Origin of the sequence: Piscinibacter gummiphilus, from assembly GCF_002116905.1 — a bacterium.
GTDB lineage: Bacteria > Pseudomonadota > Gammaproteobacteria > Burkholderiales > Burkholderiaceae_C > Rhizobacter > Rhizobacter gummiphilus.
Genome location: NZ_CP015118.1, coordinates 2290577 through 2303902, shown reverse-complemented (window position 1 = coordinate 2303902; position 13326 = coordinate 2290577). Strand labels below are relative to the sequence as shown.

9 protein-coding genes are annotated in these 13326 nt (G+C 69.1%); 5 read left to right on the top strand and 4 right to left on the bottom strand.

All coding sequences use genetic code 11. The features are described 5' to 3' along the window. Nucleotides 1-5: 5 nt before the first annotated feature. On the bottom strand, nucleotides 6-2711 hold the full coding sequence (gene aceE / locus A4W93_RS10465) for a pyruvate dehydrogenase (acetyl-transferring), homodimeric type (protein ID WP_085750552.1): 2706 nt from the start codon (nucleotides 2709-2711) through the stop codon (nucleotides 6-8). A gap of 180 nt (nucleotides 2712-2891) precedes the next feature. On the opposite strand from aceE, the gene A4W93_RS10460 reads away from it, so the two are divergent. The 5 genes from A4W93_RS10460 (at nucleotide 2892) to A4W93_RS10440 (ending at nucleotide 9739) form a co-directional block, all read left to right on the top strand. Beyond that, entirely contained in the window at nucleotides 2892-5426 is a 2535-nt protein-coding gene (locus A4W93_RS10460) for a PAS domain S-box protein (protein WP_085750551.1), read from the top strand. An 11-nt stretch (nucleotides 5427-5437) separates the two neighbouring features. Then, nucleotides 5438-6055, top strand: coding sequence for a response regulator transcription factor (locus A4W93_RS10455; RefSeq protein WP_085750550.1), 618 nt, complete (start codon nucleotides 5438-5440; stop codon nucleotides 6053-6055). A gap of 79 nt (nucleotides 6056-6134) precedes the next feature. Further along, nucleotides 6135-6989: a bifunctional methylenetetrahydrofolate dehydrogenase/methenyltetrahydrofolate cyclohydrolase FolD gene (gene folD, locus A4W93_RS10450; protein WP_085750549.1), complete on the top strand. Its 855-nt coding sequence runs from the start codon at nucleotides 6135-6137 to the stop codon at nucleotides 6987-6989. Nucleotides 6990-7014: 25 nt separating this feature from the next. Beyond that, the gene (locus A4W93_RS10445; protein WP_085750548.1) at nucleotides 7015-9033 is read left to right on the top strand and encodes a M3 family metallopeptidase; all 2019 of its coding nucleotides are present in this window, start codon (nucleotides 7015-7017) and stop codon (nucleotides 9031-9033) included. Between the two features lie 49 nt (nucleotides 9034-9082). Then, the gene (locus A4W93_RS10440; protein ID WP_237357750.1) at nucleotides 9083-9739 is read left to right on the top strand and encodes a glutaredoxin family protein; all 657 of its coding nucleotides are present in this window, start codon (nucleotides 9083-9085) and stop codon (nucleotides 9737-9739) included. A 38-nt stretch (nucleotides 9740-9777) separates the two neighbouring features. Here the strand turns inward: A4W93_RS10440 and A4W93_RS10435 are convergent, their stop codons facing one another. From A4W93_RS10435 to A4W93_RS10425, 3 genes are read right to left on the bottom strand one after another with little or no spacing between them, the layout of a single operon-like run. Further along, a complete protein-coding gene (locus tag A4W93_RS10435) occupies nucleotides 9778-10962 on the bottom strand; it encodes an MFS transporter (RefSeq protein WP_085750546.1) in 1185 nt (394 codons plus the stop codon). A gap of 5 nt (nucleotides 10963-10967) precedes the next feature. Next, entirely contained in the window at nucleotides 10968-12419 is a 1452-nt protein-coding gene (locus A4W93_RS10430) for a DNA recombination protein RmuC (protein WP_085750545.1), read from the bottom strand. Between the two features lie 13 nt (nucleotides 12420-12432). Continuing rightward, entirely contained in the window at nucleotides 12433-13317 is an 885-nt protein-coding gene (locus tag A4W93_RS10425) for an alpha/beta hydrolase (RefSeq protein WP_085750544.1), read from the bottom strand. Between the last annotated feature and the right edge of the window lie 9 nt (nucleotides 13318-13326).

The following is a 13326-nucleotide window of genomic DNA, read 5'->3' as shown; positions in this document are numbered from 1 at the left end:
CTTGTTCAGGCGTACAGCGGATTGATCTTGTCGGCCTTGATGTCGTACTTCTTGATCGCCTCGGCCACCTTCGCGGCGGGCACCGTGCCCTCCTCGGACAGGGCCTTGAGCGCCGCGACCACGATGTAGTGGCGGTTGACCTCGAAGTGCTCACGCAGCTTGCTGCGGAAGTCGCTGCGGCCGAAGCCGTCGGTGCCGAGGACCTTGAACGTGCGGCCCTTCGGCAGGAACGCGCGGATCTGGTCGGCGTACGACTTCATGTAGTCGGTGGACGCGATCACCGGGCCGGCATGCGGCTCGAGCTGCTGCGCGACGAACGGCACGCGCGGCGTGTCGGTGGGGTGCAGCAGGTTCCAGCGTTCGCAGTCCTGGCCGTCGCGGGCCAGTTCGTTGAAACTCGGGCAGCTCCACACGTTGGCGGCCACGCCCCATTCCTTCTCGAGCATCTCCTTGGCGGCGATGGATTCGCGCAGGATGGTGCCGCTGCCGAGCAGGTTCACGCGCGGCGTCTTCTTCGCGCCGGCCTGCAGCAGGTACATGCCCTTGATGATCTGCTCTTCGGTGCCGGCGGTCAGGCCCGGCATCGCGTAGTTCTCGTTGAGCAGCGTCAGGTAGAAGAACACGTTCTCCTGCTTCTCCACCATGCGCTTCAGGCCATGGTGCAGGATCACGCCCACTTCGTGCGCGAAGGTCGGGTCGTAGCTGATGCAGTTCGGGATCGTGCCGGCGAGGATGTGGCTGTGGCCGTCCTCGTGCTGCAGGCCTTCGCCGTTCAGCGTGGTGCGGCCCGACGTGCCGCCCAGCAGGAAGCCGCGCGCCTGCATGTCGCCCGCGGCCCAGGCCAGGTCGCCGATGCGCTGGAACCCGAACATCGAGTAGTAGACGTAGAACGGGATCATCACGCGGTTGTTCGTCGCGTACGACGTGGCCGCGGCGATCCAGCTGCTCATGCCGCCGGCCTCGTTGATGCCTTCCTGCAGGATCTGGCCGGCCTTGTCCTCGCGGTAGTACATCACCTGGTCCTTGTCGACCGGGGTGTAGAGCTGGCCCTGCGGGTTGTAGATGCCGATCTGGCGGAAGAGGCCTTCCATGCCGAACGTGCGGGCTTCGTCGACCAGGATGGGCACCGTGCGGGGGCCGAGGTCCTTGTCGCGCAGCAGCTGCGTCAGGAAGCGCACGTAGGCCTGGGTCGTCGAGATCTCGCGGCCTTCGGCGGTGGGCTCGAGCGTGGCCTTGAACGTGTCCAGCGCGGGGATGGTGAACGACTCGTCGGCCTTCGGGCGGCGCTGCGGCAGGTAGCCGCCGAGGGCCTTGCGGCGCTCGTGCAGGTAGCGCATCTCGGGCGTGTCGTCGGCCGGCTTGTAGAACGGCACCTCGGCGATCTTGTCGTCGGGGATGGGGATGTTGAAGCGGTCGCGGAAGATCTTCACGTCCTCGTCGACCATCTTCTTGGTCTGGTGGGCCGTGTTCTTGCCTTCGCCGATCTTGCCCATGCCGAAGCCCTTGACGGTCTTGATCAGCAGGACGGTGGGCTGGCCCTTGTGGTTCACGGCGCGGTGGTACGCGGCGTACACCTTCTGCGGGTCATGGCCGCCGCGGTTCAGGCGCCAGATGTCGTCGTCGCTCATCTTCGCGACCATCTCGAGCAGCTTGGGGTGGCGGCCGAAGAAGTTCTTGCGGACGAAGGCGCCGTCGTTGGCCTTGAAGGCCTGGTAGTCGCCGTCGAGCGTGTCCATCATGACCTTGCGCAGCAGCTCGTCCTTGTCGCGGGCGAGCAGCGGGTCCCAGTAGCTGCCCCACAGCAGCTTGATGACGTTCCAGCCGGAACCGCGGAACTCGCCTTCGAGTTCCTGGATGATCTTGCCGTTGCCGCGCACCGGGCCGTCGAGGCGCTGCAGGTTGCAGTTGACGACGAAGATCAGGTTGTCGAGCTTCTCGCGCGCGGCCAGGCCGATGGCGCCGAGCGATTCGGGTTCGTCCATCTCGCCGTCGCCGCAGAACACCCAGACCTTGCGCTTGGAGGTGTCGGCGATGCCGCGGGCGTGCAGGTACTTCAGGAAGCGGGCCTGGTAGATGGCCATCAGGGGGCCGAGGCCCATCGACACCGTCGGGAACTGCCAGAACTCGGGCATCAGCTTCGGGTGCGGGTAGCTCGAGATGCCCTTGCCGTCGACTTCCTGGCGGAAGTTGTTGAGCTGCTCTTCCGTGATGCGGCCTTCCATGAAGGCGCGGGCGTAGATGCCGGGGGAGCTGTGGCCCTGGATGTAGAGCAGGTCGCCGCCGTGGTCTTCGGTGGCGCCGTGCCAGAAGTGGTTGAAGCCGGCGCCGAACATCGTGGCCAGCGAGGCGAACGACGAGATGTGCCCGCCGAGGTCGCCGCCGTCGGCCGGGTGCAGGCGGTTCGCGCGCACCACCATGGCCATCGCGTTCCAGCGCATGTAGGCGCGCAGGCGCTCTTCCATCTCGAGGTTGCCGGGGCAACGCTCTTCCTGGTCGGCGGGGATGGTGTTCACGTACGCCGTGGTCGCGGAGAACGGCATGTCGATGCCGACCTGGCGGGCGTGGTCGATGAGCTGTTCGAGCAGGAAGTGCGCACGGTCGCCCCCTTCGGTCTCGATCAGGGCCGACAACGCATCCAGCCACTCACGGGTTTCCTGCGAGTCGGCGTCGTTCGCCGAGGCGCCAAGGAAGGATTCAGGCAGGGCCGACATCACGATCTCCTCTAATCACGGTTCAAGGTGGCGCGGAGTGTCGCACAAGGCGAAAGAATTCCCAAATTGTGCAAAACCGTTTCTTATCGTGAAATTCACCAGTGGAACCAAGGGTTCCCTCCGTATCGCAATGCGGAGTGGCGAACCGTTCGACCACCCCGCAGCCTCGATAATCGACGGATGCAGCCCGTGAAAGTACCGCCCGCTCCACCCACTCCCGGCAGTGACCTCGCCAAGCGCCTGTTCGGCACCTGGTGGCGCCGCCAGTCGCCGTCCCGCCAGGATCGTTACGCCACCCTCGGGCCGCTCGTCTCCGTGCTGCTGTTCCTTGCCGCGATCATCTCGGCGTTCTGGTACCTCCGCAATGAGGAATTGGAGAGAGAGCAGGAATCCGTCAAACGGGATACCGAGATCGCCCAACAACAGGTGCGCCTGCGCCTGATCGAAAGCCAGGAGCAGTTGATCCGGATGGCGCGCGACATCGCCACGCGCGCCATCAAGCCCGACGGGTTCGTGCAGCCGGCGGCCGGCTTCGCACGCGAGCGCCCCGAGATCACCCACCTGATGTGGGTCGATGCCGACCTGCGGCGCCAGGCGAGCTACTCCAGCGCCAACATGCACATGCAGGTCGAGAGCAGCCCCGAGGAACTCGACCGCTCGCTGCCCATGCCCCACCGCGAGGGCGTGCCCGAGCGCACCTTCGAGGCCACGCAGCAGCTGCGCTACCCCACGTACTCGATCCCGTACCTGAACGGCTTCGGCCACTGGGTGTTCCAGCTGCAGGTGCCGCTGATCGACAACAACCGCTTCGCCGGCACGCTGATCGCCGAGTACTCGGTCGAGGCGCTGGTGCGCTACTTCATCCCGGCCGACGTCTCGAACCGCCACGTGGTCACGGTGATCGACTCGCAGGACAAGGTGCTCTCGAGCACCGTGATGCTGATGCCCGGCCAGATCGCCCGGCCCGCGTCCATCGTCCACGACGTGCCGCTCGCCCCGGCCGGCAACGGCCTGAAGCTGCGGGTGCAGGGCTACCGCACCTCCATCGGCCTCATCAGCAACACCCTCTTCTGGATGGTGGCGGCACTGAGCACCCTCACCGTCTGGATGCTGCTGGGCACTTGGCGGCACATGCGCCGCCGGCTGCAGATGCAGAACACCCTGGTCAGCGAGACGAACTTCCGCCGCGCGATGGAAAACTCGATGCTGACCGGCATGCGGGCCATGGACATGGAAGGCCGCATCACCTACGTGAACCCCGCCTTCTGCGCGATGACGGGCTTCAACGAGCAGGACCTGATCGGCCACCTGCCGCCCTTCCCCCACTGGCCGCCCGACCGCTACGACGAGAACAACCGCCTGCTGCAGCAGGAGCTGCAGGGCCGCAGCCCGGCCGGCGGCATCGAGGTCAAGGCGATGCGCAAGGACGGCAGCCTGTTCGACGCCCGCATGTACGTGTCCCCGCTGATCGACCCGAAGGGCGTGCAGACGGGCTGGATGACCTCGATGACCAACATCACCGAGGCCAAGCGCGTGCGCGACCAGCTGTCGGCGTCCCACGAACGGTTCACCACGGTGCTGGAGGGGCTCGACGCGGCCGTGTCCGTGCTGTCCGTGCAGCAGGGCGAGCTGCTGTTCGCGAACCGCTCGTACCGCCTCTGGTTCGGCGCCGAGGCCCGCGGCCACGCGGCGCTGGCCGGCGGCGAGTCGGCGCCCGCGCTGCTGGGCGACTTCGGCGACTCGGTCGACAGCTTCGGCGGCCTGCCCACCCAGGAGCTGACCGAGGCCGGCTCGGACCCGCGCGAGGTGTACGTCGAGTCGCTCCAGAAATGGTTCGACGTGCGCGCGCGCTACCTGCAGTGGACCGACGGGCGCCTGGCCCAGATGCTGATCGCCACCGACATCACCAGCCGCCGCAACGCCGAGACCCAGGCCCAGCAGCAGGCCGAGAAGGCCCAGGTGACCAGCCGCCTCGTGACCATGGGCGAGATGGCCTCGTCCGTGGCGCACGAGCTGAACCAGCCGCTCACGGCCATCACGAACTACTGCAACGGCATGGTCTCGCGCGTGAAGGCCGACGCCATCGAGAAGCCCGACCTGATCACCGCGCTCGAGAAGACCGCGAAGCAGGCCGAGCGCGCGGCGCAGATCATCCGCCGCATCCGCGCGTTCGTGAAACGCAGCGAGCCGCGCCGCGAACCCTCGCTGGCGGCCAACATCGTCGAGGAGTCGGTGGACCTGGCCGGCATCGAACTGCGCCGCCGCAACGTCGCGCTGCACATCTACGTGGCCCAGCGCCTGCCGGTGCTGATGGTGGACCCGATCCTGATCGAGCAGGTGCTGCTGAACCTGCTGAAGAATGCCGCGGAGGCCATCGACTCGGCCGGATTGCCCTTGCCGCGCCGCAACATCGAGCTGCGCGTGATCCCCCGGCACACGCCGGACGAGGGTGGCGTGATCGAATTCACGGTGACCGACTCCGGGCCCGGCCTGAAGGAGGAAGTCATCGGCAGACTGTACGAGGCGTTCTTCTCGACCAAGGTCGAGGGGCTCGGAATCGGCCTCAGCCTGTGCCGCTCGATCATCGAGAGCCACCGGGGCCGGATCCGTGCAGAGAACTTATACAATGGCGCGACCGTGGTGGGCTGTCGTTTCAGCTTCACGCTGCCTGTCGAAACCGCCAAATCCACCGGCCTTGAAACGGCCCTGACCTGAGTCCCTCATCCATGAGCTTGATTCCCAAAAAAGGCACCGTGTACGTGGTCGACGACGACGAAGCCGTGCGCGATTCGCTGCAATGGCTCCTCGAAGGCAAGGACTACCGCGTCAAGTGCTTCGACTCCTCCGAAGCCTTCCTGTCCCGCTTCGACCCGCGCGAGGTCGCGTGCCTCATCGCCGACATCCGCATGGACGGCATGAGCGGCCTGGAACTCCAGGACCGGCTGCTCGAACGCAAGTCCCCGCTGCCGGTCGTGTTCATCACCGGCCACGGCGACGTGCCCATGGCCGTCACCACGATGAAGAAGGGCGCGATGGACTTCATCGAGAAGCCCTTCAAGGAAGAGCAGTTGCTCAACCTCGTCGAGCGCATGCTCGACCAGGCCCGCAGCGCCTTCTCGCACCACCAGGAAGCCGCCAGCCGCGACGCGCTGCTGTCGCGCCTGACCACGCGCGAATCCCAGGTGCTCGAGCGCATCGTCGCCGGCCGCCTGAACAAGCAGATCGCCGACGACCTGGGCATCAGCATCAAGACGGTGGAGGCGCACCGCGCCAACATCATGGAGAAGCTCAACGCCAACACGGTCGCAGATCTCCTGAAGATCGCGCTCGGAGCCAAGGCCTGACCCGACCCCGCCTTCAAAGGGCCGCTTCGCAGCGGCCCTTTTTGCTTTCAGAATCGACATCGACGAGAGGAACCCGACCATGACCGCCCAACTGATCGACGGCACCGCCCTGTCCAAGCAGATCCGCGCCGAGGTGGCGCAACGCGCCGCCGCCCTCACCGCGCGCGGCCACAAGCCGGGCCTGGCCGTCATCCTGGTCGGCGAGGACCCGGCCAGCCAGGTCTACGTGCGCAACAAGGTCAAGGCCTGCGAGGAGCACGGCCTGCACTCGGTGCTCGAGAAGTACGACGCCACGCTGTCCGAGGCCGACCTGCTGGCCCGCATCGACGCGCTCAACAAGGACGCCTCCATCCACGGCATCCTGGTGCAGATGCCGCTGCCCAAGCACATCGACCCCACCAAGGTGATCGAGGCCATCGCCACCACGAAGGACGTGGACGGCTATTCGGTGCTGAGCGCCGGCGAACTGGTGGCGAATCTGCCGGGGTTCCGACCCTGCACGCCGTACGGCTGCATGAAACTCATCGAGTCCACCGGGGTCTCCCTCAAGGGCAAGCACGCCGTCGTGATCGGCCGCAGCAACACCGTGGGCAAACCCATGGCCCTCCTCCTCTTGCAAGCCAACGCCACCGTCACCATCTGCCACAGTGCGACCCCCGACCTGGCGTACCACACCCGCCAGGCCGACGTGATCGTGGCGGCGGTGGGCCGCCGCGACACGGTCACGGCCGGCATGGTGAAGCCGGGCGCGATCGTGATCGACGTGGGCATGAACCGCAACGACGAAGGCAAGCTCTGCGGCGACGTGGACTTCGCCGGCGTCTCGCAGGTGGCCTCCGCCATCACGCCGGTGCCGGGGGGCGTGGGTCCCATGACCATCACCATGCTGCTCGTGAACACCATCGAATCGGCCGAACGAGTCGCGGCAAAATGAACTGAACGAACGAAAGAGGCCCCGCATGACGAACCCGTTGCTCGCCCGCTCCGACCTGCCGCTCTTCGCGGACATCCGTCCCGAACACGTGGGCCCGGCCATCACGGAACTGCTCGCGGAGGCCAACGCGGCGCTCGACAAGGCCACCGGTGACGCGGTCCCGGCCGACTATGACGCGATGTCGGCCGTGCTCGACGTGGCCACCGAACGCCTCGGCCGCGCCTGGAACGTCGTGGGCCACCTCAACGGCGTGGCCGACAACCCCGAGCTGCGGGCCGCGTACAACGAGAGCCTGCCGGCCGTCACCGAGTTCTACACCCGCATCGGCGCCGACGAGCGCCTGTACGCCAAATACAAGGCCATCGCCGCCAGCCCGGCCGCGAAGGCACTGAAGCCGGCCCGCCAGAAGGCCCTCTCCAACGCCATGCGCGACTTCGTGCTGGGTGGTGCCGAACTGCAGGGCGCCGCCCGCGAGCGCTACGCCGCCATCCAGGACCGCCAGGCCGCCCTCGGCCAGCAGTTCTCCGAACACGTGCTCGACGCCACCGACGGCTTCGCGTACTACGCCACCACCGAGGAACTGGCCGGGGTGCCCGGCGACATCCAGGCCTCCACCCGCGCGGCCGCCGAGGCCGAGGGCAAGGAAGGCCACAAGCTCACGCTGCACCTGCCCAACTACCTGCCCGTGATGCAGTACGGCGAGAACCGCGCGCTGCGCGAGCGCCTGTACCGGGCGTACGCCACGCGCGCCAGCGAGTTCGGCAAGCCCGAGGTCGACAACTCCGCCGTGATGCGCGAGCTGCTGGCCCTGCGCCAGGAGGAGGCGAAGCTGCTGGGCTACGCCAACTACGCCGAGGTGTCGCTCGTGCCGAAGATGGCCGACACCCCCGCCCAGGTCATCGAGTTCCTGCGCGACCTCGCCCGCCGCGCCCGTCCGTTCGCCGAGAAGGACCTGGCCGAGCTGCGCGAGTTCGCCCGCACCGAGCTGAACCTGCCCGACCTGCAGGCCTGGGACCAGGCCTACGCCAGCGAGAAGCTGAAGGAGCAGCGCTACGCGTTCAGCGACCAGGAGGTCAAGCCGTACTTCACCGAAACCAAGGTGCTCGACGGTCTGTTCCGCATCATCGAGACGCTGTTCGACGTGGCCATCCGCCCCGACACGGCGCCGGTGTGGCACCCGTCGGTGCGCTTCTTCCGCATCGACCGCCGCGGTGAAACCGTGGGCCAGTTCTACCTCGACCCGTACGCCCGCCCCGGCAAGCGCCCCGGCGCCTGGATGGACGACGTGCGCGGCCGCTGGGCCCGCCCCGAGGGCCACACGCAGACGCCGGTGGCCCACCTCGTCTGCAACTTCGCCTCCCCCGTGGGCGGCAAGCCCGCGCTGCTCACGCACGACGACGTCACCACCCTCTTCCACGAGTTCGGCCACGGCCTGCACCACCTGCTCACCAAGGTCGACGACACCGGCGTGGCCGGCATCTCCGGCGTCGAATGGGACGCGGTGGAGCTGCCCAGCCAGTTCATGGAGAACTTCTGCTGGGAGTGGGACGTGCTCAAGCACCTCACCGCCCACGTCGACACCGGCGAGCCGCTGCCGCGCGCGCTGTACGACAAGATGCTCGCGGCCAAGAACTTCCAGAGCGGCCTGCAGACGCTGCGCCAGGTGGAGTTCTCGCTGTTCGACATGCGCATCCATGCCGAACCGGGCGCGGAAGACCGCATCCAGGCCATGATCGACGACGTGCGCCGCGAGGTGGCCGTGGTCACGCCGCCGGCGTTCAACCGCTTCCAGCACGGCTTCTCGCACATCTTCGCCGGCGGCTACGCGGCGGGCTACTACAGCTACAAGTGGGCCGAGGTGCTGAGCGCCGATGCCTGGAGCGCCTTCGAGGAAACGAGCGCGCTCGACGTCGACACGGGCCGCCGCTACCGCGAGGCCATCCTGGAGGCCGGCGGCAGCCGCCCGGCGCTCGAGAGCTTCAAGGCCTTCCGGGGCCGCGAGCCGCGCATCGACGCCTTGTTACGCCACCAGGGCATGGCTTGAGTACAGTGCCACCAGCGTTTTCCCGCCGCCGAGTTCCCTCCTGGAGTCCATGATGTTCCCCACCCCGCGTTCCGCTTCGCACCGTGCCGTCCGCCTCGCCGCCCTGGCGGTGCTGTCCGCCTCGGCGCTCGCCTCGATGCCGGCCCATGCGCTCTACAAGGTCGTCGGCCCCGACGGCAAGGTCACGTACACCGACCGGCCGCCCGTCTCGCCGGAAAACAAGGTCGGCTCGGTGAACACCACGGGCGGCGGCGGCTCGGACGCCTCCCTGCCCTACGAGCTGCGCCAGGCCGCGCAGCGGTACCCCGTGGTGCTCTACACCACCGCGTCCTGCGGCCCGTGCGAATCCGCCCGCGCGCTGCTGCGGCAGCGGGGCATCCCGTTCACCGAACGCACGGTGGTCACCCCGGCCGACAGCGCGGCCATGCAACGCCTCATCGGCCGCACCGACGTGCCGGCCGTCACCGTGGGCTCGCAGGTCATCGGCGGCTACAACGCGAGTGAAACCAACACCTACCTCGATGCCGCCGGGTACCCGAAGCGGTCCATGCTGCCCGCCAACTACGCGGCCCCCGCGGCCGCTCCGCTGACGAGTGGCGCCGCGCCCGCCGCGGCGGCGCCGGCCCCCGCCTCCGCACCGGCCGCGCCCACGGAACCCGCCGCGGCCCCGGCCGCGCCCGGCACGCCGCCGGGCTTCAAGTTCTGACCTGCTGACACCGCCGGCCCCTCGAGGGCCGCGGGCGCTCAGGACGCGGCAGGCGGCCGCTCGCGGATCCGCCGGGCCTGCAAGCTGCCAGCCCCGGCCACCAGCCCGCCCATCAGCCAGAACAGCACACCCGCACCGAGGGCCGCGCCCAGCGCGCCGAAACACAGCGGCATCACGCTGCTCGACAGGTTGAGGCTCATCGAGCGGAGCGCGATGGCCTCGCCGTGCCGTTCATGGGGTGTGGCCTCGTGCAGCAGCGACATCACCATCGGCTGCACCGACCCGAGCGGAATGCCCAGCAGCGCCGCGCACAGCGCCATGGCCCAGGCCGGGTGCGCGAACGGGTACACCGCCAGCACCGCCCCGGTGGCCAGCGTGGCGCCCACCAGCACCTGGCGTTCGGTGAGCCGGTGGGCGATCACCGGAATGGCGAACCGCACCACCGCCACCGACGCGGCGAAAGTGCCCAGCACGAAGCCGATGGCCGTGGCGTCGAGCCCGCGCTCGTGGCCCAGGATGGGCACCACGAAGCTGTGCACGTCCCAGCTCGCCGACAGCAGCCAGTTCAGCAGCAGCAGGCGGCGCACGTCGGGCGAGCGCAGCAGGTCCCACACGCGGCGGGGACGTGCTGCCTCGGCCAGGGGTGCCGCCGCGGGAAGCGGTGCCTCGACGGGCACCAGCCGCGCGATGGCGAGCGCCATCAGCGGCAGCAGCGCCATCGCGCCGAAGGCCACCTGGAACCCGGCCCCGTCGATCAGCAGACCCACCAGCACCGGCCCGAGCAGGTTCGACAGCGCCGGGGCCATGCCCAGCCAGCTGAACACCTTCAGCCGCACCGTGGGGTCGGAGGACATGCGCCCGGCCGACCGCTGCACCACGATCAGCCCGAGGTTGGCGCCCGCGCCGGACAGCATCGCCGACAGGCACAGCACCAGGTAGTGCCCGCCGGCCACCGCGGCGAGCAGCGCACCCGCCACGGACAGCGCGGTGGCGATGCGCAGCGGCCGGTGGTAGCCGAGCCGGTCCGCCAGCCGGCCACCGGGGATCGCGAGCACCACGGGCGCCAGCGCGAACAGCGCGAGCAGCAGGCCCACCGACGCGGCCGACCGGCCCTCGTGCAGCGACTGCAGCGGGGCTGCGAGCCGCACGCCCGCCATCGCCGAGTGCAGGCTGACCTGCCCGAGGATCAGGGCCAGCAGCGGGCGGTAGAACGATGGCGCCATGGGGGTCAGGCCGTTTCGCCTCCCGCGGGTTCGTCATCGGCCGGCATGGGCAGCAGCTGCTGGGCCCGCGACTCGGGCAGTTCCTCCACCGACTTCAGCTTGCGCGCCACGGCCCGGCTGCGGGTCTCCGCGGCCTCGATGCTGTTGCTGGCCTCGTCGAGCTTCTTGCGGGTCTTCGCGAGCGCGTCGCCGAACTTCGTGAACTCGGTCTTGACGGCGCCCAGCACCTCCCACACCTCCACCGACCGCTTCTCGAGCGCCAGCGTTCGGAAGCCCATCTGCAGGCTGTTGAGGGTGGCCAGCAGCGTCGTGGGGCCGGCGAGCATCACGCGGTGCTCCCGCTGCATCGCCTCCATCAGGCCCGGGCGGCGCAGCGCCTCGGCGTACAGGCCTTCGGTGGGCACGAAGAGGATCGCGAAATCGGTGGTGTGCGGGGGCGCGAGGTACTTCTCGCGGATGCCCTTGGCCTCCAGGCGCAGCCGCGTCTCGATGGCCTTGGCCGCGGCGTCGCTGGCGACCGGGTCGGCGCGCTCCTGCGCTTCCAGCAGGCGCTCGTAGTCCTCGCGCGGGAACTTGGCGTCGATGGGCAGCCACAGCGGCTTGCCGTCGGCGCGCTGGCCCGGCAGGCGGATGGCGTACTCGACCCGGGCGCCGCTGTTGGGCACCGTCTCGACGTTGACCGCGAACTGGTCGGGCGTGAACACCTGCTCCAGCAGGCCGGCCAGCTGCACCTCGCCGAAGATGCCGCGGGTCTTGACGTTGCTCAGCACGCGGCTGAGCGAGCCCACGTCGCGGGCCAGGGTCTGCATCTCGCCGAGGCCCTTGTGCACCTGGTCGAGCCGGTCGGCCACCTGCTTGAAGCTTTCGCCCAGGCGCTGCTCGAGCGTGGCGTGCAGCTTCTCGTCGACGGTGGCCCGCATCTGCTCGAGCTTGCGTTCGTTGTCGGCCTGGATGGCACCGAGCTTGGCCTCCACCGCCCCGCGCATCTCGGTCATGCGCTGGTCGTTGGCCTGCGTGAGCGCCTTCAGCTGGTCGGACAGCAGGCCCGAGAACCGTTGCAGCGCGTTGGCCTGCTGTTCGGCGAGCCGCGCGAGCGCGGCGTCCTGCGTGCCGGTGGCGTGGCGCAGCGTGTCGGCCAGCGTCTGCTGCGTGGCCGCGAGCTGGGTGCGGAAGCTGTCGATCTGTTCGTTCTGGGTGCGGGCCACGTCGCCCTGCTGGGCGAGCAGCGTCTGCTGGAACGTCGCCAGCGACGACCCCAGTTCCTGGCGGGTGCCGGTGGCGCTGCGCGCGAGTTCGTCGCGGAGTTCGCGGGTGTTGCGTTCGGTGTCGTCGCGCAGGGGGCGCAGCAGCGTGTCGGACGGGGCGTCGGCGCGTTGGGCCAGCACGGTGCGCAGCACCATCACCAGCACGATCAGCACCACCACGGTCAGGGCAAGGGAGATCCAGTCGAGGGGCATCCCCTATTTTCCCTCAGGCCCGGCCGGCCGCGTGGTCGATGTTGTCCGCGAAACGCGCGAAGAGCGGGGCCGGCAGGTCGTGGCCCATGCCGTCGATGACGTCGAGCGAAGCGCCCGGGATGCGGCGCACGAGGTCATGGCCGGCCTTCACCGGCAACAGCGGGTCGTCACGCCCGTGCACGACGCGCACGGGCAGCCGCAGTTGCGCCAGCAGCGGCGAGCGATCGCGGTCCGTGGCCACGGCCACCAGCTGCCGCGCGGTCCCGGCCGGCCGGTAGGCCCGGGTGTAGTCGGCACGCAGGAAGGCCTCGAGTTCGGCATCGGGCTGGCGGTGGCCCGGGCCTTCGATCAGGCGGTAGAACGCCGCCCGGTTCGCCAGCACGGCCTCGGTGTCGTCGGGCGACGGCGGCGGCTTGATCATCGCGGCACGGATGCGCCACGCCGGCCCCGGCACGCGGCGCGCGCCGCTCGAGGTCATCATCAGCGTGAGGCTGCGCACCCGGCCCGGATGCCGCGCGGCGAGGTGCTGCGCGATCATGCCGCCCATCGAGGCGCCACACACGTGGGCGCTCGCGATGCCGAGCGCCTCGAGCACACCGGCCGCGTCGTCGGCCATGTCGTGCAGCGCGTACGGCGTGTGCAGCGCGAGGCCCATCGCGCGGCGGATGGCCGCGGCGGTGAGGTTCGGCACGCCGGCCGCGTCGAACTGCTGGCTCAGGCCCACGTCGCGGTTGTCGAAGCGGATGACCCGGTAGCCACGTGCGACCAGCGTCGCGACGAACCGTTCGTCCCAGCCGATCAGCTGCATTCCGAGGCCCATGATGAGCAAGACCGGCTCGCCTTGCGGGGAGCCGGTCTCGTCCACTTCGATCGCGATGCCGTTGGCCCGGACCTGCATGGTGCGCTA